A 25436-nucleotide genomic window follows, 5' to 3' on the forward strand; every position below is an offset into this window, starting at 1 on the left:
TTAGATAATTAATTAAAAGGAGTAATTACTTTGATTTTAATGAAAGATATTGTACGAGATGGTAATCCCGTATTACGCCAAATTGCTAAGCCATTAACTTTTCCGCTTAGTGATCATTACAAGCAATTAGCAAATGACATGATGGAATACTTAGTTAATTCCCAAGATCCTAAAATCGCCGAAAAACATCAATTAAGAGCTGGCGTTGGTTTAGCCGCACCACAAGTTGGCGAAGGTGTTCAAATGGCTGCTTTGTTAGTGCCAGATGATCAAGGCAAGATTATTTTTAAGGAAGTCTATGTTAACCCTGAAATTATTTCAGAATCTGTTCGCCAAGCTTGCCTAAGTGAAGGCGAAGGTTGTTTAAGTGTAGATAAGGTAATTAACGGTTACGTTCCTCGTCCAGATAAATTGACCATTCATTATTACACTGTGGATAGCGAGGAAAAAACAATTCGTTTAAAGGATTACCCAGCAATTGTTTCTTCCCACGAAATTGATCACTTAAATGGTCACTTATTCTACGATAGAATCAACAAGCAAGATCCATTCTCACTTAAAGAAGATACAGTTGTGATTCCTTAATTGTTATTTAAAAAAGAAAAGTCCACAGTAAGTGGGCTTTTTTTATACAAAAAAACCACTGGATGACTGGGCCAGTGGCTCATACATTGGGAATTAAGAAGATTGAAGAGACTTCTTATAGCGAGCAAATGAGTTTATAAATCATTCACTACATATTTTTTATAAATCATTCACTACATATTTATAATACAACCTTTGTTATTCTACGTCAATGCTTATTACAAAATTAACAAATAAAAAACGAATATAAAATCCTTCAAACTTCTTTATATACTTAATTTTGTAAATATGATAGAATTTTCATTAGTTATTGAGTATTTTTACTCAAAATTGATCGTTTATACATTAATTAAGGAGAATCATTTATGATTTACAAAGTTTTGTATCAAAAAGACAAGATTGTCAATCCTCGTAGAGAAACTACTCAAACCCTTTACATGGAAGCTGACAACATGGTCGAAGCAAGAAGTACGGTTGAGGACAATACCCCCTACAACATTGAACTCATCCAAGAATTAACTGGCAACTCTTTAGCTTACGAAAAAGAACATGCCGACTTTAAGTTGACTAAGTTCGATAAGAAGTAACAAAGAGTGCGAATTAAAAATAATGAAGTAGCCGTTTATGCAATCGGGGGTTTGCATGAAATTGGCAGAAATATGTATTGTGTACAGTATCAGGATGAAATTATCATCATGGACTGTGGTATTAAATTCCCCGAAGATGATCTTTTAGGTATCAACTACGTTATTTCAGACTATTCATACCTCATCAAGAACCGTAAGAAAATCAAAGCTTTAGTAGTCAGTCACGGACATGAAGACCATATTGGAGGGATTCCATTTTTATTAGAAGAAATTCCTGAAATTCCAGTTTATGCAACTCCATTTGCCCTATCATTAATTAAAGGTAAATTGGAAGAACACGGAATTTTAAAGACGACTGAACTACATGAGGAACACGAAGATACTGTTTTAAAGTTTAAGAAACTTTCTGTTTCTTTCTTTAGAACTACTCACTCTATTCCTGATACTTTAGGTATTGCCGTTCATACGCCTTTAGGTGCTGTAGTCTTTACTGGGGACTTTAAGTTTGACTTAACTCCAGTAATGAATCAGCCAGCACCAGATTTTCAAAGGATGGCTAAATTAGGCAATGAGGGTGTCCTTGCTCTTCTATCAGACTCAACTAACGCTGAAGTTAGCCAATTTACCAAGTCTGAAAGATTTGTAGCAAAATCGCTTCATAATATCATTACTGGTATTAAGGGCAGAATTATTTTTGCTACATTTGCTTCTAATCTTTACCGTGTATCAACAGCTATTCAAGCAGCAATTGATACCGGTAGAAAGGTAGCTATTTTCGGTCGTAGTATGGAAAACGGCGTAGACAACGGGATTGACCTAGGATATTTAAATGTACCTAAGGATCTAATCGTCGATGCCGAAGAAATTAATAAATTACCACCTGAGAAAGTAATGATCTTATGTACTGGTTCTCAAGGTGAACCATTAGCAGCTTTATCGAGAATTGCCAATGGCACGCACAGACAGATCACTTTACAGCCAGGTGACACGGTCATCTTCTCATCTAACCCAATTCCAGGTAATACACTCAGCGTTAACCATTTAATTAATAAATTAATGGAAGGTGGCGCTAATGTTATCCACGGACGCGTCAATAACGTTCACACTTCTGGTCATGGTGGTCAGGAAGAACTAAAGATGATGGTTCGTTTAACTAAGCCAAAATATATGATTCCTGTTCACGGAGAATATCGGATGCAGGTTATTCATACTCAGTTAGCTCAACAAGCTGGTGTACCTGCTGAAAATACTTTTGTTTTAGCAAACGGCGAAGTTGTTTGCTTTGGACCTAATGGTTCGAGAATTGCCGGCCGCATCCCTGCCGGAGATGTTTATGTCGACACTTCTGGTACAGCTGATGTTGGTAATGTGGTTGTTCATGACCGTCAAATCCTTTCCGAGGAAGGCTTGGTAGTTGCTGTAGCTACAGTAGACTACAAGCATAAACGCGTCTTAGCTGGCCCTGATATTTTGAGTCGTGGCTTTGTTTACATGCGCGAGTCGACTGAATTAATCAGCCAGGCTCAAAAACATGTTTATCATGTACTTCGCAATGAAATGTCCAAATCAGATCATCCTAAGGAAGCTGAGATAAATAAAGCAATTACTGAAAATCTTTTAGACTTCCTTTATTCAAAGACTGAAAGACGACCGATGATTTTACCAATGATCATTGAAAAGAAATAAAAATATTGAGACTCCTTCGGGAGTCTTTTCTTATTGATAAAGATTACTTGTGCAAACCAAAAAATAAAATTTATTCAATGAAATATTACAAAATAAGACGAGGAGCAACTCCTTGTCTTTTAAATTTCGTCAAAAATATCTTTTTTAATGCAATGCTTTTCATAATACCGATCTGTATTCGTAAAATGTCTAACCTGCTGATAGAATTTACGCCAATAACGGTAATGCTTGTACTGTTTTTGCCATTTACGTGCTTCAGTTAAATACTTATCAAGTAATTTATTAATATGATTAATATGCTTGATTACCTGATTAGCGTGATATAGCTGTTCATTAATTGCTTGTTGACTAAGGTGGGAATCATCAAATAATAATACATTTGTGGAATATACTTTTTCATTACTGAGAACATTATAATCAGTTAGTTCATTTTCTATTGCTGAAATTTCTTCATCATACAGGCCAAAATTAGCTTTAGCTTGTACAAATAAAGATTGTAGATCTGCAAGCTGAGCAACCTCAATGCCGACTTTTTGGTAACGTTCCGTTTTTTCTAAAATAAAATCTTTTTCAGTCCGGCTGACAAAAACGACTATATTCCGAATTAGTTGATCGATATTCACTCGTTTTAACAGAGCAATAATAATTGGGTTATTGCTTTTATTAAGTACGTACTTGATGCTTTCCTTATGTTTAGCTACCTGATCTGCCAGCTCATCATAATCTGTGAGAGCATTATATTTACCAGCTGAGGTCGACCTTGCCTTGGTCTCAATACAAAAAATACCACTTGAGGCAATCACTAAATGGTCAATTTGATTACTATCTAAACTGTCTTGTTTCTCATAAGGATATGGCAAAATCAAATTATGCAATAATACTTTACCAGACTGTACTTGACGTACTTTTCGATTAACTAATTCCTCTGCTGCACTACCAGCTAAGAGATTGCTTGCTTGCCGCAAATCTCGTTTAGACAAAATATCCATCTAATGCAGTGATTTAATTTTACCCAAATGTAAGTCAGTCATTCTCTTTTGAAAATCAGCTACTGTTTTATTATACGTATTAAAACCTGAATTAATTGCACTAATTCGTAATACATTTCGCACATTTAATGCTCGTCTTAAATCCTGTTTTTTCGAAAAACTAATCTTCTCAGCCTGCATAATTGAATGGACGGCGTCAGTATCAGTAATGCCGCCACGTTTAACCCATTCTCTTTGACAAGTAGCATGATTCTCAACTTCATTGGCATATTGTTTAAGATCATCTTCTAATGGTACTAGAATCTCTTTGCCTTCTCGAACCATTGAACCATAATACTGCAACTTAGTCTTAACATCAGCCAACGATGAAACTTGCCGATGTCCATAGTAATAGAATTCTGCTTTTTCTTTTGACTCATTCCAATAAGTCTTACGAAAATAATGCCCGTCAGTTAACCCAAATTCTATTATTTCAAAAATACTGCGATCTAAATGGTATTTAATTAAATAGTGACAGTGCCCTCGCTGATCAAAAATTCTGCGTTTAATATAACCTGGTCGCATTAACTCAATAATTTGAAATTTTAATCCCCGTTGATTAGGAAATCTATAAGGCAAGCGTTGCCCTGCTAACTTTTCTATCTTATTCAGTTCTTCTTTATCTATTTCACTTAGCGTAATTGGTTTCATTTTATTTTTGGCATTAACTACTCGAAAAAAACAATAGGTTAAAATACCTATTGTAAATGTAATGATTGTAATATCCATCTTAATTATCTATCGCTTGTTTGAACGTATGTTTAAACAATACTCATTATACCATGCATTTGTATAATCGAAAAGCCCCATGATTCACACACCATGAGACTTCTTACTATAATTTAATATTTTCCATACCGATCATCGGATCAATTGCTCCTGAATAAATTTTATCTGGAGTTAGTATATAATCCTCTGTCTGTTTTTCCATTGGTTCTTGTTCAACGACAGTCTTTTCTTCTTTTTCAGTTGTTTCTACTGGCTTAGGACTGTTATCTCGCTCTAATTTCATGTCTAATTGCTGACAGATCTTTTGCGCTAAGCCTGTCTTACGATCATTACCGGGCGTCTTAAAGGCGGCTACAAATGCTCGCGGATCACCCACAAGTACCAGATTTTTTTCAGCACGAGTTATCGCAGTATATAACAAATTACGTTTGAGCATAACGAAATTCTGCATTGTTAGATTTAAAATTACTAGAGGAAACTCTGATCCTTGAGACTTATGAATAGTAATTGCATAAGCTCGCGTCAGATCCCCCAAATCTTTGCGATCAAAAGTAACTTCGCGTACATCAAAATCTGCTACCATGCATTCTTTAGATCTATCTTCGTCAATACTAAGAATTTTACCGATCTGACCATTATAAATATCTTTCTCTGGATTATTCTGGAGCTGCAGAATCCTGTCTCCAATGCGGAAAATTTCACTATGCATTTCTAATTGCTTGCTTTTAGCTTTAGGCGGATTCAAAATTTCCTGAATAATATCATTTAAATTATTAACGCCACCATTACCATGGTACATTGCGCCTAATACTTGAATATCGTCTTCATTAAAACCACGTTTTAGTGCTAATTTAACTATTTGACCAACCGCATCCCCAACTAAATCTGGTCGGCAACTAATAAATGAATAATTTTTCGTTTTCTTAAAAAGAGCCTGCTCATTTTTGCCTTCATTGACATCATGGGCCAATGTGATGATAGTTGAATCATCCCCTTGTCGATGAATTTGCTTTAAAATCGTGGTAGGAAATGCATGTGACTTAATCAAGTCACTAAAGACATTCCCAGCGCCAACGGAAGGCAATTGATCTTTATCTCCGACAAAAACAATGTGTCTTGTTTGGTTGATACTAAATAAAAGTTGCTTAAACAAAAACATATCAACCATCGACATCTCATCGATAATTAAAATCTCACCGTTTAACTCATTCAGATCTTCTGCTCTAGTTTCACCAATACCTAAACCCAACAAGCGATGAATGGTCTTGGCACTAATACCAGTTATCTCACCCATTCTCTTAGCCGCCCTACCAGTTGGAGCAGCTAGCAAAAATGGAGGATCTTCGCTATATAACGCAGAAGCAGGGATATTAGCCAATTTCCTTAACACAAGCAGAATTCCATTAATAATGGTGGTTTTCCCCGTACCAGGTCCACCTGTCAAGATGGAAATAGGATGCGTTAGTGCGTTCTTAATAGCCAATTTTTGGGTATCATCATAGTTAATCTTTAGCTCTTTTTCAGCATCTTGAATTGCTTGCTCGACTTGAGAATCATTGTATTGTTCATCTTCCTGCAACTTACGACTTGCAACTAAATTCTTCATAGCACGCGCAATATCCAGCTCTGTTTGAAAAATATTTTGCAATGCGGCATGATTGCCATCAACTACTACCTTGCCAGCCTCTTGTAAGTCATTAATACAATTAGCAATTGGATCAAACTGCGTGATATCTAACAACTTGCTGGCATCAGTCAAAAGTTCAGCTAAACCAACATAAGTATCTCCTGCGCCAGTTAAAGCATCAAGCAATACTTGATAAATTGCACCTTTAATTCGACGAGGATCATCCTGCTTAATTTCTAGCTGTTTACCAATCGTATCAGCAGTCTTAAACGCAAAACCCGCAATTTCATTGACTGCGGCATAAGGATCTTTTTCTAATTTAGCAATACTTTCACCATGATAAAGTTGATAAACATGCTCTGCTACTCGCTTATTTACCCCATATTGAGCTAATTTTAGAACAACCTCAGAATAAGAGTCCATCGCATTTAAACCTGATAGCAAGCTGTCTTTTTGTTTTTTGCTAATTGATAAGGTATCAATCTTTGCAGGATTTTCTTTTAAAATGTCTAATGCATCTAAGCCAAGTTCATCAATAATTGTTGTTGCGGCTTTTTTACCAATGCCTGGAAAGTTGCTTGAACTTAAGTACTTAGTTAAAGACCCCTCCTCATGCGGTAAAATTTGCTTGTAGCTAGTTGCTCTGAACTGCAAGCCAAACTTTTCATGCATGACTAATCTACCTTCAAAGTGGTAGCTAGAAAGGATTTGAATATCGCCAAAACTACCAGTTACTTTGATTTCATCACGTGAATAATTTTCAAGTGAGCCAATAATTTCAACATCTAAAATTTTATATAAATCCTGATCGTTTTCAAAAACTATACCATTAACTTTACCGGTGAATTCAACCATTATTTTTTCTTTTCCTTATCGTTTAGCATTTTCATGATGGAAGCATACTGCTTCATAGCATGCTGATAATACTTAATATCCATCTTTTTGGCACGATCAAAATATTGCTTAGCTAGCTCACGCTTTTCTTCTAAAGTAGCTACTCCAAGCAAGAAATAAATTTTCGCAGATCGTTTATTTTCTGGAATTGCCAAATATATTTGCTTGGCTTGCCTACTTTCACCCATACTGAGCCAGATATCGCCTAACAGTTCCTGTACCCGTTCATCCACTTTTTTAATCGTTAATGCATAGGCGAGTGCTTTCTGACTTTGTCCTAGTTTCAAGTACGTCAATGCCTTTTGATATAGCGTTAAATCATCATTAGGAATTTGATCAAGCAAGGCTAATGCCTGATCAAAATCGCCTTGCAAATAATGAGCAACTGCCAGATTATAATTTAATTCTAGTGGCTTTTTTACCAAGTGCTGTGCCTGCTCCAGCAATTTTTGCACCTGATCTACACTGCCTTGCTCGATTAAATAAGTAGAGAGTTGCAAATAATTTTCTACATTTTGTGGTTTTTGATCAATTCTTTGAACTAACAGATGAATTGCTTGTTCAACTTGACCATCATCATAAAGTCGTGCTATTTTCTTATCCATTATAATGAATCCGTCTTTGATAATTTTCTACCTAGATAGCTAGTCTCATTCCAAACGACTGGCTTAAAAGTCTTTCCACCGTCTAGAGTTTCTAAAACTGTTAAGCTGGTATTACTCAGCCCACCATTTTTACGAATATCCTTAAGTGGATAACCCAGTAATCCGCCCATAATTGCTGACAAAGCGGCACCATGACTAACTGCCAAGACCTTATCATCATCATTTGGAAAACGTTTGGCCATTTCTTGAGCGAAAGATTTGCCTCGTGCAATAACATGCTTGTAATCTTCACCATGAAGCTCCGTTGGATCATATTGATCTGGGTGATGCCAAAAATTATTCATCTGTTTAGAAAATTTCTTCTCCGCCTCAGCGAATTTCATTCCTTCCATATCACCCAAGTTAAATTCTCTTAAGCGTTCATCGATTACTACTGGTAAATTGGCATTCATTGCATCATCAATACCTTGAGCTGTATTAAAGGCCCGGTCCAAAGGACTGGCAAAGATACCTCTAAATCTTGTCCCTCTTAAATGCTTGCCTAGTTTCTTAATATCCTCCAAACTCTGCGGCAAAAGTGGCGAATCACCATGACCGCCTTGAAAACGACTTGCCAGATTCCATTCAGTTTTTCCATGACGAACAAAATAAATTTGCATCTCAAATATCTCCCTAATTATATTTATAATTATTAATAGTTTAACACAAAGAAAAAGACGTTCGAAAACACGAACGTCTTTTTGAGCATTTATTTTAGACTAATTGTAATTGTTTGTCTTCTTGGTAAGCTGCATCAATATTGCCACCACCCAAACATTCCTCGCCATTGTATAAGACAAGAGCTTGTCCAGGAGTTACAGCACGAGCTGGCTCATCAAAGTAAACATCAGCAGTATTATCCGCTGCATGATACTTCACAGTAACACCAATATCACATTGACGATAACGAAACTTAGCACTGCAGTGAATTTCAAAGTCATGATCTGGTTGACCAGTAAAGAAAGACATATCGCTAGCCTTTAAACGACTTGCATAAAGAAGTGGGCTATCGTAACCTTGCTCAACGATTAATTCATTCTTCTTTAAATCTTTGCCTACAACAAACCAGGGATCAGTTGATTCCTTGGTTGAACCTAAGCCGAGGCCTTGACGTTGACCAATAGTATAATACATTAAGCCAGCATGTTCGCCAACAACTTTTCCATCTGGAGTAACCATTTTGCCGGATTTAGCTGGTAAAAACTCGCTTAAGAATTTACGAAAGTTTCTTTCACCGATAAAACAAATCCCAGTAGAATCTTTCTTCTTAGCGGTTGCTAACCCATTTTCTAAAGCAATTTCTCTAACTTGTGGCTTAGTTAAATTAGCCAAAGGGAAGATAACCTTGCTAATTTGCTCTTGATTTAATTGACTTAAGAAATAAGTCTGATCCTTATTGCCATCTTTAGGACGCATCATATGAGTTACACCATTAGCATCCTTCATAGTTTTTGCATAGTGTCCCATAGCAATATAATCTGCATCCAAATCCATAGCAAAATCCAAAAATGATTTAAATTTGATTTGGCTGTTGCACATTATGTCAGGATTAGGAGTTCTGCCTTTTTTGTATTCATTCAAGAAATACTCAAAGACACGATGCCAGTATTCCTTTTCAAAATTAATTGAATAATATGGAATACCGATCTTATCAGCAACTTTTTTTACATCTTCATAATCTTCAGTAGCAGTGCAGACGCCCGCATCATCGGTATCATCCCAATTCTTCATAAAGACGCCGACAACATCATAGCCTTGTTGTTTAAGCAAAAGCGCAGAAACAGAAGAATCTACTCCGCCACTCATACCAACAACAACTCTAGTCTTACTATTGTCAACCATTAGTCAATCAATCCTTTACTTCTTGCAATATGTTGCGCTCTTCTAAGTCCTTTAAAATATAATCTAAAAGGTCTACAGTTGGCGCTAATTGCTTATTTTTAAAAATATTAACCTTCTGCAAACCATTGCGATCAGTTACTACCATCGTTAAATGTGACAAATTCTTGTTAATCGTCATCTTTAGCTTAGTAGGTGCATTATAAGGTGAATCATTATAAAGCGGATGCTCATAATTAAAATTGCCTTTGGTGGTCTTGACAAAGCCTGCGTCAATTAAAGCATAGAGCTTTAAATCAGGATTCAAAGTAAATTTGCGTTTATCACCATTAATCACAACTGTATTTGCCATAATTTCCCTCGCTTATTTATAATAAGTTACTTTCTTTTTAAAAGCAACTATTTATTCTTAGATTGAATTCTCTGTACAACTTTGATTAAATTCTCAGCAAAAGCCTGAACTTCATCGTCTGTATTATAACGCCCAAACGAAATTCTAATTGAATCATGGATACGCGGCGAATCCGGACCAAAACATGCAATCAAAACATGCGACGGCTCTAAAGAGCCAGCGGTACAGGCGGAACCACCAGATACGGCAAAGCCGTTTAAATCCAAATTAGTTTGCAGAGTGGTAGTCGAAACCCCCGGAAATGCCAAATTCAAAACATGGTGCGAATAGCCCGGACCGTAACCACCGTTAACTTGATAATCAATATGATGTGCATCCAATTCATGTAAAATTATTTCTTGAAAATGTTGGTATCTTTCCTGCAAGCTAGCATGACCAATTTCAGAGAGTTCCTTAACAGCTTCTCCAAAGCCAGCAATACCAGGAACATTTTCGGTACCTGCACGTCGTTTAACCTCTTGTTCGCCGCCTAATACCAAGTTAGGTAGATCGATATCTGATTTTTCATACAAAAAACCCAAAAATTTTGGTCCATTAATCTTATGAGCAGAAACAGACAATAAGTCAATATGCATAGCTCGAACATCAATATCAATGGTACCCATGCCTTGCACATTATCAACGTGGAAGTAGGCATTCGTATCTTTAACCATTTCACCAATTTCTTTTAATGGCATAATGGAGCCCACTTCATTATTAACCGCCATAGTAGATACTAAAATCGTGTCTGGTGTCAGTTCCTGTTTTAACTGCTCCAAAGAAATATGACTACTTTGATCAACGTTTAAATAAACGACTTGATAACCCTCTTTTTCCAATCGCTTCATTGGATTTAAGACTGATGGGTGTTCAATTTTAGTCGTGATAATCTTTTTGCCGATATTTTTACGACTATACGCAGTTCCAAAAATAGCCGTGTTATTGCTCTCTGAGCCACCAGAGGTAAAAATAATCTCACCGTCTTGAGCATTAATGCTTTGAGCGATTTGATGACGCGCCTTGTCAATTACGTTTCTAGCCTTACGCCCTAATTCATAGGTACTCGAGGCATTACCAAAATCATTCTTCATCTCATCGGTAATCACATTGATTACCTTAGGTGACATTGGCGTGGTGGCCGCATTATCTAAATAAACTTCACGCACACTAATTCTTCTTTTCTAAATAATCACTAATCAATTTTGCCGCCTTGGCGCCAACCTTTTTAACAAAGATATCAAAATCTTCGTTAGCACTGCCATCCCCATTATCAGAAATGGCACGCATAGCAACCAAAGGTTTATTAAATGCATAAGCAACTTGAGCAAAAGCGGCACCTTCCATTTCACAGGCTAAAGCATTTGGAAAGTTTTGTTTAATTGCATCTTTTTGCTCAGTTGAAGCCACAAATGAATCACCAGTAACTACTAGTCCCTCACGGAATTCAACGTTTTGCTTCTTAAGAAATTCCGCAAAGGAAGCTCGCTCAGGCGAATCAAGTACATATTGAGCTGGCTGTTGTGGAATTTGCCCTTCTACATAGTCACCAGCAGCAGTGTTATGAGCATCATAATATGCAAAAGCACTTGGCAATACTAAATCTTCTTGGTGAACATCTTTTTGCAAAGCACCGGCTGAACCAGTCATAAATATTACGTCAATATCAACATTGCTTAGCAAACTAGCTAAATTCATCGCGGCTTGTACTTTACCAATACCACTTAATCCTAAATAAACATCATTGCCATTAACAGAAAAATGTTCGAATTCTGTTGATCCGAACATTTCTTTCTTTTCTGCATGGAAATGATTACGATAAAATTCGGCTTCTTCAGCCATTGGAACAATGATCGCAATCTTCATCTTTTTCCTCATTTCCAATTTACAAATGAAACAGTGCAAGCAGCACTAAGATAATCAGAACAAACACTATCAGGATAGCACGATTTAGTCTTTTTTTCAGTCTCAAGGCCTTATCTGCTCGTATTTTCTCCTGATCAACAATTGGTTGTTCTTGCTTATAAAATTCTTGGCCATCTCCCGCTAAAGGACGTCGTCTAGGTTCTGCTGAATCTGACTTGTCTTTTTTAAAATCAGGATTAACGTCAACTTCTTCTGTTGTATCATCATTCGAAAAAGCAGACTTGACCTTATCTAATAAGTTCTTTTTTTGCCTTTTTCGATAATCAGAACGTTTTTCTGCCATTTTTATTACTTATCGTCACTTTGGCGACCACTCAACAACATATTTTCCCAGACGGTAATCGCATAAATCGTCTTTGCATCAACAATTGTGCCCTCAGCTAGTAAGTTCTTTAACTCATCTAAACTGTACCAATCTGAAGTCAAGAATTCATCTGCATCAAGCGATCTTTTATCGGTTAACTTGGTAAGCGTATCACAATAGAAAAGATACATCTTTTCATCACAAAAACCAGGACTTGAATAAAATTCACTTACTTTTTCCCAATAATCTGCTTTATAGCCGCCTTCTTCGTTTAATTCACGTTTCATTGCATCCAACGGACTAGCATCAGTTGGATCAATTAATCCAGCTGGAATTTCTAAAGTGAGTTGCTTAATCGGTTCACGCCATTGTTTAACCAAAAGCATCTTTTGCTCATCATTAATCGCAATGACTCCGGATGCTGGGCTATGCTTGATTACTTCACGCGTTGCAGTTTCACCATTAGGCAACTTTATTGTGCGTACTGACAAATCTAAGATTCGCCCTTGAAAAATTTGTTGCGATGAGATTTCTGTTTCTTTTAGATCCACTAGGTCTCATTTCCCTTCTTAGGCTAGATAGACATTAACACATTGTAAGCCATTTTTGCCTTGAGCTAATTGATATTTAACTCTTTGGCCTACTGTTAAAGTTTTGTAGCCTTCTTCTTTAATAGCTTTATAAAAGACAAAGTATGATTTGTGATTCTGATCATCTTCGATAAAACCATAACTACTGCCCTCATCAAATTGTTTAACAGTTCCTAAACGCATTATTCTTCTAATCCTTCTTGAACTGCTTCTGGGACATTTTCCTCAACGATCTTAGCACAACGGCCACATAGCATAGGTAATTTAGGATCTGCACCAATATCCGTTCTGATCATTCTACAACGTGGACAAACTTCACCAGCCGCATGTTCAACTACGATACTTGCATTGTTTAAATCTTCAGCTTCTTCTGGAGCTTTGCCATCGGCAATAGTTAATTTAGATACAATTAAGATTTGTCTGAAATCTGCATCCAAATCGTTCAACATGGCCTTTGTTTCTTTATCTGGATAAATAGTAACGGCTGCTTCAAATGACTTACCAATTAACTTCTTGTTTCTAGCATCTTCTAGTGCCTTCAAAACATCGTCACGCAAGTTCATAAACTTATGCCAATTTTCAAGTAATTCATCACGGTTAGCATAAGTTTCAACTTTTGGCATATTGGCAAGTTGAATGTAATCTTCAGGTCCCTTCAAGAAGCCCCAAATTTCTTCCATGGTGTGTGGCAAGATTGGAGTTAAAATTTTGGCTAGCTTAACAGCTGCATCGTAGATTACGGTTTGCATTGATCGACGAGCATGACTATCTTTACCATCGATATAAAGTACATCTTTAGCAAAATCAAGATAGAATGCTGACAAATCATTAGAAATAAAGTTGAAGACTTTCTTAAAGACAGTAGTAAAATCAAACTTGTCATATGCTGCAAGGCAGTCCTTAACTAAATCATTCAATTTAACTTCCATGTATTGGTCAACTGAGCGAAGATCCGCATAAGCAACACGATTTTCTTTTGGATCAAAGTCACTAGTGTTAGCAAGCATGTAACGGAAAGTGTTTCTGATCTTTCTGTAGCTTTCGGCAGATTGTTGCAAAATACCCATTGAAACGGCAACATCTGAAGTAGTATCAGCTTGAGCAACCCACAGACGAATAATTTCGGCACCCATACGCTTGATAACGTCGTTCGGTGAAATTACATTGCCGAGTGATTTGGACATCTTGTGGCCTTTGTCATCCAAAACGAAGCCTTGTGACAATACTTCCTTGTATGGTGCCTTGCCAGTAACAGCAACAGAGGTAATCAAGCTTGAGTTAAACCAACCACGATATTGGTCACTACCTTCAAGATAAAGATCTGCTGGATAGTGTAAACCATCACGCTTTTCCATTACGCCAGACCAAGATGACCCAGAGTCAAACCAAACATCCAAGATATCTTTTTCTTTAGTAAATTCGCCATTTGGTGAATGCTCTGAAGTAAAGCCTTCTGGCAATAATTCCTTAGCGGTATGAGTGTACCAAGCATTGGAACCTTCCTTTTCGAAGATTTTAGCAATATGATCAATGGTTTCTGGAGTAACGATTGGAGTACCGTCTTCAGCGTAAAAGATTGGTAGTGGTACGCCCCAAGCACGTTGACGAGAGATTACCCAGTCGCCACGATCTTTAATCATATTGTAAAGACGAGTCTTGCCCCATGAAGGGATGAAGTTTGCCTTTTCAATTTGATCAAGAATTTGTTCTCTAAATGGAGCAATTGAAGCAAACCATTGAGTCGTAGCTCTAAAGATAACAGGTTTCTTAGTACGCCAATCATGTGGGTATGAGTGAGTGAATACTTTAAGCTTAAGGAGAGCACCTGCATCCTTAAGTTTTTGAACCATCAACTTGTCTACATCTTGGTAGAACATCCCCTTAAGTTCAGGAACTTCATCAGTATAGCAGCCGTGTGCATCAACTGGACTAAAGATTGGCAAATGATATTTTTGACCAACGTTAAAGTCGTCTTCACCAAAACCAGGAGCAGTATGTACCAAACCAGTACCATCATCTAAAGTTACGTGGAAGCCTTCAATTACAAGACTTTCTTTATCATAAATTGGATGTTTTGCCTTCATGTATTCCATGTCGGCGCCCTTAACAGTTTGGACAACCTTATAATTATCCCAACCAATTTCTTCTGCAACTTTTTCAAGCAAGCCGCTAGCTACCACATACTTCTTGTCACCAACTTGAACTACTGAATAGTCAAATTTAGGGTTAACACAGATTGCTTCATTAGCTGGAATAGTCCAAGGAGTAGTAGTCCAAATTACAAAGTAAGTATCTTTAGGATCAATAATACCCTTACCATCAGTCACTGGGAAAGCTACGAAGATAGAATTTGCTTCTACATCTTTATATTCAACTTCTGCCTCAGCTAAAGTTGATTCACTTGACCATGACCAGTAAACTGGCTTTTTGCCCTTGTAAATGTAGCCCTTCTTGTACATTTCACCAAAGACGCGAATTTCCTGTGCTTCAAAGTCATGTTGCAAAGTAATGTATGGATGATCCCAATCAGCCATTACGCCAAGCCGCTTGAAGTCAGTCATTTGCTTTTGAATTTGTTCTTCCGCATATTGACGACATAATTCACGGTACTTAGCCCGATCCATCGTCTTACGGTCGACGCCTTTTTTAGCCAGTTGCTGTTCAACTGGAAGGCCATGAGTATCCCAACCTGGTACATAAGGAGCGTAATAACCATTCATATTCTTGTAACGAACGATAATATCCTTAGAGATCTTATTTAAAGCATGTCCCATGTGGATATTACCGTTAGCAAATGGAGGGCCATCATGCAAGTCAAACCGAGGTTTACCTTCGTTCAACTTTAATCTTTGTTCATATAACTTGTTTTCTTCCCATTCTTTTTCCCATTGGGCTTCACGCACTGGTAAATTACCGCGCATCTTGAATTTAGTTTTACCTAAATTAAGAGTATCTTTAATTCTCATTAACAAAATTCCTTTCTAAAAAAAGAACCTCGTCCCAAATTAGGACGAGGTTAACCGTGGTACCACCTAAATTGAACTCTACAGAGTTCCACTTGATTTGCGTAACGTGCAACAACGTCTAGATCAATTAGGCAGCTGATCAACCGTCAAGCTCTTATGCTGGTCTTCCACCATCACCAGCTCGCTGAATTGCTATCAAGTTTTACTGTCGGTCTAAATTCTTATTTCTTATAATCATCCGGAAAGACAATTGTTGGACCTAACTTATCTTCAGTATTAGGGGTCGTATTGACGGTCTCATGACTTGGACTATCTCCAGTTAATGGTTTAGGCTTATTTTCTTCCTCATCATCAACTTCATCCGTATCATCAGGGTCTTGAGAAGAGTTTACGTCATTTTCATCATCAATGTCAATATCTTCATCATCTAGATCCAAATCTTCTTCTTCATCGTCATCATCTGTAGCAGAAGAAAGTGGCTCAGCACCACCACCTGGATAAAAACGTTCAGTGTGAAAATATTTATCCAGAGCGTGTTGCCATTCATCATCATTAAGATTATCGATCTCTTCTTGAAGCATTGCCTGCATATGGCTACGAAACTCACCAATTTGCTTCTTCAAACGTTTATAGTCGCTCTCAATTACGTCTTTTTGCTGTCTTTGATAATCGGTATCTGTAACAGCCTGTTTTCTGGCATCATCCAGAACGCTCTTAGCTTGTTCCTTCATTTCCTGAACAGAAATCATGGTCTTGTTCAATGATTTTTTCTTCTCATTATATTCATCTACCTGCTCTTGTAAATGACCCATCTTTTCATTCAAGGAAACAATTTCATTCTTAAGATCAACAACTTGATCAAGTGCATCCCCATAATCATCAACGATTTGATCCAAAAAGCTATCTACATCATAGCGATCATATCCATTACGACCCCGCGATTTAAATTCCTTATTATGAATATCCATCGGGGTTAATTGCGTTTCTTTGTCTGCCAAAGTTTCAGCACCACCTTATATTTACCTTTTCTCGTTGCCGAAATATCTTCAATCTTGATTCGGCCAAAATGTCTTAAACTCAAGACATCATTCTCTTTAACCATTATATTAGAATCCATGACATCATGCCAATTTAATTTAACTAAATTAGCTTCAATCATCTTTTGAATCTGTCCCCGGCTTTTTCTGCTAATACCAGCTAAAACTGCATCAATTCGCATTGAAGCAATAATTTCTATTTGCTTAACAGAATCATCTTCTGGTACTAATACCTGCTTGAAGCTAATTGGCTTTAATTTGACCTGACTGCGACCAACTCGATCAATCTGTTCTTCAAAGAAATCCGTTAACTCTTTTTTAGCAAAAAATTGCCAATTGCCCTTACTGTCAGTGATAATATCACCAAAAGTATCAGTATCAATTCCAGAATTAGCTAAAGTTCCTAAAATAGCACTATGACTTATACGATTAAACTTTTGCGAATACTTAATCTCATACGGCTGAATCTGATAATCAGCTGGTTGTAAATTAAGCCATTCCTCACTTAAATAAACGCGCTTTTTTTCAGCTTCTGGATAACCACCATACTCTTGTATAAAAACGTCATTGCCAACAACAGTTTTCAAAATTGTTCTCTTACCTGGATCAAGAAAATCAGTTAGCAATGGTCCATGCTTAAAAATCAACTGATTAAAAAGACCAGTAAAATAATCAATTACTGGTCTTTCTTCTTGCTTAAAATGTGGGTAAAACTTACTTGCTTGTCTACGCTCCATTAACCGATTAACCTCAACAAAATATTAAAAATCCAAATTAATACATAATTTTGGATAAAATATAAAATAAACAAGGCAATAATTGGCGAAACATCAATCCCCGTAGAATATGCTAACTTGGCAAAAGGACCTTTTCTAAACAGATTCAAATAAGGGTTAACAATTTTATCTAAAAATTGGCCAATAACTGAATTGCTAAGCATAGGAACCCAGCTTAGAATCGCATCAATTACGATTAGTAAACTATATAGCCATAGAATCCAAGTAAGTGCTAAATAAATTATATGTAATACATTAAACATTAACTTAAATTATCTTTCTTATCCACTAAGTCACTGATTTTGCCATCAGTGACAAACTTGGGCGGGGTTGCCAAAAAGATTTTGTCTCCAATTCGTTGAATTTCACCATTTAAGGCATAAACAGTACCTGTGATAAAATCAACAATTCTGCGAGCAGAACTATCCTCCATCCGGCTAAAGTTAATTACTACCGCTTTATTGTTTAATAAGTTTTGAGCGACATCCTTAGCATCAGAATAAACTCTAGGTTCATACAAGACAATCTTGCTCTTCGCAGAATTTAAACCCGACTTAATTGAAACAATATTATCACGACTAACGGAGTTGAGAGGCAAGTCTTCACTATCATTTTTATTTTGGGCAGTATATTCCTCGTCATTATTCAATTCATCATCATTAGAAATTCCGAAGAATCTACCTAATTTGTCAAAAGCCATCTACATCTACCTCCAAAAAAACTAGTTTTCGCCGTGATGCTTAAAGAATGGAATATCACTGTTATCATCACTATCATCTTCAGCACTAGTTTCAATTTGAGAAATACTTTCTTGGTCATCATTGTTGAAACCGTTAAAGCCGTCAGCATCCTTATTTGGCTCTGCTGGCTTAGTATTTCTTCTTTGGCTATTTTCGTTATCGTTTAAGCCCCAAACACTAGTTGGATCAACCATTGTTTGTTTAGACTTTTCCTCATGAGTTTGTTCAGGTTGAACAGTTTGCGGACGATCAACTGGTTGCTTTTCAGCTTGAGCAGTCTTAGGTGTTGCTTTAGCGTCTTTTTTAGGTTGAGCCTTAATCTGGTGACTTCTACCTGGCAATTGCTTAGAAGCAGCTTCTTCAGCTTCTGAATCAATACCAGTAGCAATTACAGTTACCACGACTTCATCGCCTAAGTTAGGATTGATTGAAGTACCAAAGATAATATTAACATCATCGCCAGCGGCCTTAGATACAATTTCTGAAGCATCTTGTGCTTCAAACAAAGTAAGATCTGGACCACCGGTAATGTTAAGCAAGACTTGCTTAGCACCATCAATCGAAACTTCCAAAAGCGGTGAAGAAATAGCTAACTTAGTAGCTTCTACCGTTCTGTTTTCACCACTAGCACGACCAATACCCATTAAGGCAGCACCTTGATTTTCCATTACCGTCTTAACATCGGCAAAATCCAAGTTCACATAGTCAGTTGAAGTAATCAAGTCTGAAATACCTTGAACACCTTGTTTCAAAACATTATCAGCTTCCTTGAAGGCATCCATCATAGGTGTCTTCTTATCAACCATTTCAAGTAAACGGTTATTAGCAATAATGACCAAAGTATCAACGTATTGCTTTAATTGTGTGATCCCTTCTGCGGCGTTTCTTGAGCGCTTAGGGCCTTCAAAACTGAATGGGCGCGTAACTACGCCTACAGTCAAAGCACCAGTCTCACGAGCAATTTTAGCAACTATAGGAGCAGCACCGGTACCAGTACCACCACCCATACCAGCAGTGATAAAAATCATATCTGCACCCTTAAGCGCATCTTCAATTGTTTGTTCACTTTCTTCAGCTGCTTTTTGTCCAACTTCTGGATGTGAACCTGCACCTAACCCACGAGTCAGCTTAGGCCCTAATTGTATCTTGTTTTCAGCTTTATTACTATTTAAAGCTTGAACATCAGTGTTTGCTGCAATGAAGGAAACACCCTGCACGCCATCGTCAATCATTCGGTTAACAGCATTGCCACCGGCACCGCCAACACCAATAACTTTGATGACAGCATTTTTATTGTCGTCTGAATCGAATGTAAAATCCATTAAATTAACCACCTTTAATCAAAGAATTTCTTAAAGAAATCCTTCAAGCCATTAGTTTTTTCTTTGTTATTATTTTTTTCGTCTGTAGAAGAATTATCTGCGGACATTTTGGTCCTATTATAAGCTTCTTTGGCTTCAGTTTCACTATTAGAAGCTATACTTTTAGAAATCTTACTAGTTTCTGGTTTTGAAGCTTCTTGTTCAACTATATTTTCGCCAAAACCATAAATGACACCATTTACTAAATAATCAACTTCTGACATCTTGTAAGCATAGTTGATAATGCCATAAGCCGCGGTATAAATTGGATTACGCATTCCAATTTGATCTGGCTGATAGATTCGTGCTTTAACATTTAAGCCATTGGCAGTTAAGGTATCAATTCCTTGCAGCAAGCTTGTACCACCAGTAATAACGATACCACCTGGCTGCTTAAGGGCATGATGTTTAGCTAAACCTTTGCCTAACCTGGTTAATATTTGTTCTAAACGTGCATTGATAATTTCGCTTAAGTAAACCTCATCAACCATCTGTTGGCCATTACCACCAACACTATTAATAGCAAACTTGTCATTCTTAGAGGCAAAACTTGGATCGGCAAAGCCATAATCTAACTTCACTTGTTCGGCATCATTTTTTGAAATGCTCAACACTGCTGAAATATCATGAGTAATGTCGCTGCCGCCTTCTAAATCAATATTGGCATACTTGATCTGGCCATCCTTGATTACAGTCGCAGTACTTACACCGCCACCCAAATCAACAATAACTGAACCAAATGTCTTTTCGCTTTCATTCAAAGCTACGCTTGAAATTGCTAATGGTGTTGGCACGAAGAAATTATTATGATAACCGGCCCGTTCAATTGCCTTTTTAATATTATGCAAAGGTCCAGTTGGTGCGGTTAATAAAATACCTGTTACGCCTAAAGAATGAGCGATCATCTTCCGTGGATCGTCAACCTCGGTCTTACTATCAATTAAAAAGCGACTTGGCAAAAAGGTAATTGCATCACGATCATCTTTAACTGCAGAATGAATAACAGAGCTAATAGCACGTTTAACATCATCATTGTTTACTTCAGTACCTTGTTCACCAACACTAGCAAAACCGGTTGCCGTTTCCAGCTGCAGCATCCCTACTGGAATACCAGCAACTACACTATAAATCTTAGCATTAGTCTTCTCAGCAACGCCCTTAAGTGCACGACTAATTGCCGCAGCAGTTTGATCAATATCAACGATTTGACCATGCCGCATTCCTGAATTAGGTGTCGTAACTGCACCGATAACCTTACCAGAGTCAGCTACGACAGCCTTTACACTTGTGGTGCCTATATCCAGACCCACCAAAAGATTTGAATTCTCCAAAATTAAGCCCCCATTAATATTTGCCTTGAAAAAATTCTAACATAAATAAACACGCAAAACAGTTACGATATCCCGTAAGCTTTCTTTTCACTTGAAGTTAATGGTCTACTAAATGCACCAATCTCTAGATCAATTAAACTATGCTTACCAGCTTTTAGTCTAATTTGATTATAATCATTAATTTTATCCTTCAGAGTAACAGTATTACCAATAACCACATTATCATCTTTCATAACTAAAATGATCTGTGAATCTCTTCGGGTATTTCCACTTAACAATTTTACTTGCTTTCGGAAAGACTCGGGCAAGCTATCAAATAATTTTAAATCTTCTTTTAAAGTAGCAGATTTATTATACCCAACAAAGATTGGTTTTTCATGATCAACTTTAGTCCAATTTACAGATTGACTGCCAATTTTGCCATTATTTAAAATCTTACGGTAAACATCGCCATCTTTTAAATAGCCTACTGTTGGTCGTTCATTAACCTGTAAAATAAGTTGATTAACATGTCCTAAATGAGCTTGCGCACTTTGAATTTCTGGATATTTTTTAGCTAATTTTTGACTCAAATCTTTTTGTTGAAATATATAATCAAAAACTTTATCACTAGCTTTAATTTTAGATGTCCTAACAATTCCCTTAGTTGGTAAATCACTAGCCCCTGTCACCTTCACAGTACTAATATTAGGCAAAGGTGAAACATAAAAACCTAATCCAGCAATCATTAGAATCGAAACTGTCATAATTAGACCCAACCTGCGTCTTAAAGATCGACGGCGCTCCGCCTGCAAGCTAGAAAGTGAGGCAGAGATTTTGGCTTTAGACTTGCGACTATTTCTTTGCTGATTAAATTCATGATTCAAGTAAGGCGATAATTCCTTTCTTGGATCAATTCTCGTTACTGGCCTTTTTGCCAACTGCCTTACCTACTTTCTTAGCGTGAAATTTCTTCCATCACTTTAATTACTTGATCAGAAGCATCTGGCATTCCTAAAGATTTAGAAGCCTTGCTCATTTCATAAGCGTATTTCTCATCAAGCAAAATATGATCAATTGAAGAAACAAAATTATTAGGGTTTAAATCATCTTCTGGAATCACTAAAGCTGCACCTGCTTTTTCTAAGTCAAGTGCGTTTTTCATTTGATGATTATGCGTTACATTGGGACTTGGAATTAAAACTACAGGCACACCTAAGGCAGTAAATTCCGCAATACTAGTTGCACCAGACCTTGAAACTACACAAGTCATTTCTGGTAAAAGTCCAGGCATATTCTTAATATATGGCAAGATCTTGATGTTAGTACCATAATCAATTCCTGTAAGCTTCTTTTGCACCTTATCAAAGTAATAGGTACCTGTTGCCCAAATAATTTGATAAGGTTTCTTTTTCAGATCCATTAACGACTTAAGCATAATTCGATTAATGGCTAAAGCACCACGAGAGCCCCCAAAGACCAGAATAGTTGGCATATTAGGATTAAGACCCCATTCTTTTTTGAGGTCAATTTTTTCTTCATGTAAGCTTAAAACCTGTTGCGATCTTGGATTACCGGTTTTGACTAATTTTTTCTTTTCTGAAAATTCCTTAGCTGCGTCATCAAAAGTATAACAAATCTTATCAACGTAGTGGCCTAAGAACTTATTGGCCAAACCCACAACTGAATTAGATTCATGGATCATGGTTGGAATATGCATCTTGGCGGCTTCGTAGACCATTGCACCACTAACATAGCCACCAGTTCCTAAAACGACATTTGGCTTGAATTCCTTCAAAATTTTGCGAGCACTCTTAGTAGCTTCTAGGAATAATTTAATAGTTTCAAAATTCTTTAGGGGATGCTTACGATTAAATCCCTGAATTCTGATGGTCTTAAAATTAACGCCAGCTGCTGGAACAATCCTTGATTCCAAACCCTTTTGCGTACCAACAAACAAAATTTCGTCATTAGTACTAATGCCACGTTCCTTTAAACGCTCAATAATTGCCATAATTGGATAAATGTGACCGCCTGTGCCACCGCCTGTAAATATAACTCTCATTTTACTTAGTCTTAATTTCCTCAACAAATCTTACAAAGTAATCGCCACGTTCTTCAAACGTTCTAAATTGATCCCATGATGCACATGCTGGTGAGAATAAAAGCACGTCGCCAGGTTCAGTTAATTCATAGGCTCTTGGGACAGCTTCTTGAAGCGTATTGACAATTACGATATCTTTAATACCTGCTTTTCTAGCTGCATCAGCTAACAAATACTTGGTTTCACCATATAGCACGATCGATTTAACATGCTTTTTAAATAATGGTACCAAGTCATCAAACATAAAGCCTCTGTCAAGCCCACCTGCAATTAGCACTTCTGATTCTTTAAAAGCAGGAATAGCAACAGTAGCCGCTTCAATATTAGTTGATTTAGAATCATTATAAACCTTACGTCCATCAAGTGTAGTGACATATTGCAAACGATGTTTAGCCCCGGCAAAAGTACTAAGAACTGCAGCAATATCATCGTTGTCCGCACCCATAATCTTGGAAATCGCAATAGCAACTAAACTATTTTGTAAATTATGAATACCTGGCAATTTAATATCGGCAATCTTCATAATCTTTTCGTTTTGACTTTCTAGATATTCCTTGCCAATAAAGTAATCGGCATGCGGATCAGTTTCTGAGAAGGTCTGCATCTTAGCAGGTGAGACTTCTTTTTCCTTAGCTAAAATGTCTTTTTGATCAAAGTTGGCAATGAAGTAATCATCTTTAGTCTGAGTTCTAGTTACATTCAATTTTGCATTGACATAATTTTCAAAAGTCTTGTGGTAATCCAGATGAACATTGTTATAAATATCAACAATTGCCGCTACCTTAGGATCAATATCAGTAACGCCTAACAACTGGAAACTAGAAATTTCAACTACGAGAATGTCATCTTTAGTAGCTTTAGGCACAACTTCTGAAATTGGAACACCAATATTACCAACGGCATAGGCATGATGACCTTTTTTTTGCAAATGATGATCTAAAATTCTCTGAGTAAGCATAACAGTGGTAGTCTTACCATTTGAACCAGTAACACAAACGTAAGGTGCATCACTACAGCTTAAGGCAATTTCTGGTTCAGTAATAATCGGTATCTTTAATTCTTCAGCTTTTTGCACCATTGGATTTTCATAAGGAATTCCAGGGTTTTTAACTAAATAGTCAAAGTGTTCTTGCTCTAGCAATTCAACTGGGTGATGACCACCAATTACACGAACGCCTTTAGCCTTTAATTCTTGAGCTTTTTTATTTTTATCTAAATCATCCTTGTCATTTAAGGTTAATTTAGCACCTAATTTTAAAAGAAGTTCACTAACAGCAAAACCACTTTTGCCTAAACCTAAAACTAAAATATTTTTATGATCATAAGTTTTAATATCTTTCATCGTTTATCCCCAAATTATCAAATACAACACACTGCCGATTAAACCAACCAGCCAAAAGACAGTATCAACTTTCCATTCTGACCACCCTAGCATTTCAAAGTGGTGGTGAATAGGAGTCATTTTAAAGATACGCTTGCTTGTAGTCTGGAATGAAATTACTTGCAAAATTACACTAGCAGTTTCACAAACAAAGACAATCCCCACTAAAAGCAGCGACCATGGTCTATTAAGCATGATACTAATGGTTGCTAATCCCCCGCCCAACGCAAGTGAACCAGCATCACCCATAAAGATCTTAGCTGGTTTATGATTAAAAATAAAGAAGGTAATCAAACCACCAATTACACTCATACAAAAAGCCAAAACAGCGAAATTCTTTTGCTTAAATGCAAGATAAGCATAAGTAGCATATGCAATTACAGACAACCCTGTTGCTAACCCATCAAGTCCATCTGATAGGTTAACAGCGTTAGAGAAACCAACTAGCCAGAAAATGATAAAAATCGTAAATAAAGCAACACTATGTACAATTCCAGCAAATGGAACGTAAAGTCCAAATTGAAAATGATCGCTTGAAGCAATTAATACAATTGCAACTGCAATAATAATTTGCAAAGCTAATTTTTGCCAAGCACGCAGACCTAAGTTTCTCTTATAAAAAAGCTTAATGCCATCATCAAGAAAGCCAATAACGCCATAACCTAGTAAACTGATTATCAAAATCCAAATAACTTTATTCAAATTGTGTTGCCATGCACTCACCCAAATTACTGAAATAACAGCGGCAATTACAAAGATGGTTCCTCCCATTGTCGGAGTACCAGATTTTTTCTGGTGCCATTTAGGTCCCTCATCACGAATCTCTTGACCTTCATGATGTGAACGCATGAAGTTAATCAACCATGGTATAAAAATCACTGTCAAAATCAGTGAACTGATTAAAGCAATAAAACTTGCCAGCATAATATTCATT

26 protein-coding genes are annotated in these 25436 nt (G+C 36.9%); 3 read left to right on the forward strand and 23 right to left on the reverse strand.

All coding sequences use genetic code 11. The features are described from left to right. Nucleotides 1-30: 30 nt before the first annotated feature. The 3 genes from def to rnjA all read left to right on the forward strand — a co-directional run bounded on the left by def (nt 31) and on the right by rnjA (nt 2858). Nucleotides 31-585, forward strand: a complete 555-nt coding sequence (gene def / locus BLP58_RS03515; protein ID WP_013854305.1) for a peptide deformylase — start codon at nt 31-33, stop codon at nt 583-585. A 365-nt stretch (nt 586-950) separates the two neighbouring features. Next, entirely contained in the window at nt 951-1172 is a 222-nt protein-coding gene (locus tag BLP58_RS03520) for a DNA-dependent RNA polymerase subunit epsilon (RefSeq protein ID WP_003627933.1), read from the forward strand. Between the two features lie 6 nt (nt 1173-1178). After that, a complete protein-coding gene (rnjA, locus tag BLP58_RS03525) occupies nt 1179-2858 on the forward strand; it encodes a ribonuclease J1 (RefSeq protein WP_013854306.1) in 1680 nt (559 codons plus the stop codon). A gap of 119 nt (nt 2859-2977) precedes the next feature. Here rnjA and BLP58_RS12285 read toward each other — a convergent pair whose 3' ends face one another. The 23 genes from BLP58_RS12285 to mraY all read right to left on the reverse strand — a co-directional run bounded on the left by BLP58_RS12285 (nt 2978) and on the right by mraY (nt 25435). Then, complete coding sequence (locus BLP58_RS12285) at nt 2978-3838, reverse strand: nuclease-related domain-containing protein (RefSeq protein ID WP_226908562.1); 861 nt, start codon at nt 3836-3838, stop codon at nt 2978-2980. A gap of 9 nt (nt 3839-3847) precedes the next feature. Further along, on the reverse strand, nt 3848-4537 hold the full coding sequence (locus tag BLP58_RS12290) for a hypothetical protein (RefSeq protein WP_226908563.1): 690 nt from the start codon (nt 4535-4537) through the stop codon (nt 3848-3850). Between the two features lie 184 nt (nt 4538-4721). After that, the gene (gene recD2, locus BLP58_RS03535) at nt 4722-7097 is read right to left on the reverse strand and encodes an SF1B family DNA helicase RecD2 (RefSeq protein ID WP_013854307.1); all 2376 of its coding nucleotides are present in this window, start codon (nt 7095-7097) and stop codon (nt 4722-4724) included. Continuing rightward, nucleotides 7097-7741 carry a tetratricopeptide repeat protein gene (locus tag BLP58_RS03540; protein WP_013854308.1) on the reverse strand — a complete coding sequence of 215 codons (645 nt, stop codon included), beginning with the start codon at nt 7739-7741 and terminating at the stop codon, nt 7097-7099. The genes recD2 and BLP58_RS03540 overlap by 1 nt, the downstream gene beginning before the upstream one ends. Next, nucleotides 7741-8400: a histidine phosphatase family protein gene (locus BLP58_RS03545; RefSeq protein ID WP_013854309.1), complete on the reverse strand. Its 660-nt coding sequence runs from the start codon at nt 8398-8400 to the stop codon at nt 7741-7743. The genes BLP58_RS03540 and BLP58_RS03545 overlap by 1 nt, the downstream gene beginning before the upstream one ends. 94 nt (nt 8401-8494) lie before the next feature. After that, on the reverse strand, nt 8495-9622 hold the full coding sequence (mnmA, locus tag BLP58_RS03550) for a tRNA 2-thiouridine(34) synthase MnmA (RefSeq protein ID WP_013854310.1): 1128 nt from the start codon (nt 9620-9622) through the stop codon (nt 8495-8497). Between the two features lie 7 nt (nt 9623-9629). Then, nucleotides 9630-9971 (reverse strand): DUF1831 domain-containing protein, encoded by a 342-nt coding sequence (locus tag BLP58_RS03555; RefSeq protein WP_025084130.1) that lies wholly within the window; start codon nt 9969-9971, stop codon nt 9630-9632. A gap of 47 nt (nt 9972-10018) precedes the next feature. After that, nucleotides 10019-11176 (reverse strand): cysteine desulfurase family protein, encoded by a 1158-nt coding sequence (locus BLP58_RS03560; RefSeq protein ID WP_013854312.1) that lies wholly within the window; start codon nt 11174-11176, stop codon nt 10019-10021. Nucleotide 11177: 1 nt separating this feature from the next. Then, nucleotides 11178-11873 carry a 5'-methylthioadenosine/adenosylhomocysteine nucleosidase gene (locus BLP58_RS03565; protein ID WP_013854313.1) on the reverse strand — a complete coding sequence of 232 codons (696 nt, stop codon included), beginning with the start codon at nt 11871-11873 and terminating at the stop codon, nt 11178-11180. Between the two features lie 19 nt (nt 11874-11892). After that, entirely contained in the window at nt 11893-12216 is a 324-nt protein-coding gene (locus tag BLP58_RS03570) for a hypothetical protein (protein ID WP_013854314.1), read from the reverse strand. 5 nt (nt 12217-12221) lie between these two features. Beyond that, a complete protein-coding gene (locus BLP58_RS03575; protein ID WP_013854315.1) occupies nt 12222-12788 on the reverse strand; it encodes an NUDIX hydrolase in 567 nt (188 codons plus the stop codon). 18 nt (nt 12789-12806) lie between these two features. Then, on the reverse strand, nt 12807-13010 hold the full coding sequence (locus BLP58_RS03580; protein ID WP_013854316.1) for a cold-shock protein: 204 nt from the start codon (nt 13008-13010) through the stop codon (nt 12807-12809). Next, nucleotides 13010-15793: an isoleucine--tRNA ligase gene (gene ileS, locus BLP58_RS03585; RefSeq protein WP_013854317.1), complete on the reverse strand. Its 2784-nt coding sequence runs from the start codon at nt 15791-15793 to the stop codon at nt 13010-13012. Before ileS ends, BLP58_RS03580 begins: the two co-directional genes overlap by 1 nt. Nucleotides 15794-16014: 221 nt before the next feature. Then, complete coding sequence (locus tag BLP58_RS03590) at nt 16015-16791, reverse strand: DivIVA domain-containing protein (RefSeq protein ID WP_025084129.1); 777 nt, start codon at nt 16789-16791, stop codon at nt 16015-16017. Beyond that, nucleotides 16767-17567 (reverse strand): YlmH family RNA-binding protein, encoded by an 801-nt coding sequence (locus tag BLP58_RS03595; protein WP_013854319.1) that lies wholly within the window; start codon nt 17565-17567, stop codon nt 16767-16769. The genes BLP58_RS03590 and BLP58_RS03595 overlap by 25 nt, the downstream gene beginning before the upstream one ends. Then, complete coding sequence (locus BLP58_RS03600) at nt 17567-17869, reverse strand: YggT family protein (protein WP_025084128.1); 303 nt, start codon at nt 17867-17869, stop codon at nt 17567-17569. Before BLP58_RS03600 ends, BLP58_RS03595 begins: the two co-directional genes overlap by 1 nt. Beyond that, nucleotides 17869-18306: a cell division protein SepF gene (locus BLP58_RS03605; protein WP_013854321.1), complete on the reverse strand. Its 438-nt coding sequence runs from the start codon at nt 18304-18306 to the stop codon at nt 17869-17871. Before BLP58_RS03605 ends, BLP58_RS03600 begins: the two co-directional genes overlap by 1 nt. A gap of 21 nt (nt 18307-18327) precedes the next feature. Then, nucleotides 18328-19668, reverse strand: coding sequence for a cell division protein FtsZ (ftsZ, locus tag BLP58_RS03610; RefSeq protein WP_013854322.1), 1341 nt, complete (start codon nt 19666-19668; stop codon nt 18328-18330). A 14-nt stretch (nt 19669-19682) separates the two neighbouring features. Further along, nucleotides 19683-21038, reverse strand: a complete 1356-nt coding sequence (ftsA, locus tag BLP58_RS03615; protein ID WP_041817234.1) for a cell division protein FtsA — start codon at nt 21036-21038, stop codon at nt 19683-19685. 62 nt (nt 21039-21100) lie between these two features. Beyond that, nucleotides 21101-21958, reverse strand: coding sequence for a cell division protein FtsQ/DivIB (locus BLP58_RS03620; protein ID WP_013854324.1), 858 nt, complete (start codon nt 21956-21958; stop codon nt 21101-21103). A 17-nt stretch (nt 21959-21975) separates the two neighbouring features. Then, nucleotides 21976-23082 carry an undecaprenyldiphospho-muramoylpentapeptide beta-N-acetylglucosaminyltransferase gene (murG, locus tag BLP58_RS03625; protein WP_013854325.1) on the reverse strand — a complete coding sequence of 369 codons (1107 nt, stop codon included), beginning with the start codon at nt 23080-23082 and terminating at the stop codon, nt 21976-21978. A 1-nt stretch (nt 23083) separates the two neighbouring features. Then, nucleotides 23084-24463, reverse strand: a complete 1380-nt coding sequence (murD, locus tag BLP58_RS03630) for a UDP-N-acetylmuramoyl-L-alanine--D-glutamate ligase (protein ID WP_025084127.1) — start codon at nt 24461-24463, stop codon at nt 23084-23086. A gap of 3 nt (nt 24464-24466) precedes the next feature. Then, entirely contained in the window at nt 24467-25435 is a 969-nt protein-coding gene (gene mraY, locus BLP58_RS03635) for a phospho-N-acetylmuramoyl-pentapeptide-transferase (protein ID WP_013854327.1), read from the reverse strand. Nucleotide 25436 lies beyond the last annotated feature (1 nt).

It is taken from the genome of Lactobacillus kefiranofaciens, assembly GCF_900103655.1.
Lineage (GTDB): Bacteria > Bacillota > Bacilli > Lactobacillales > Lactobacillaceae > Lactobacillus > Lactobacillus kefiranofaciens.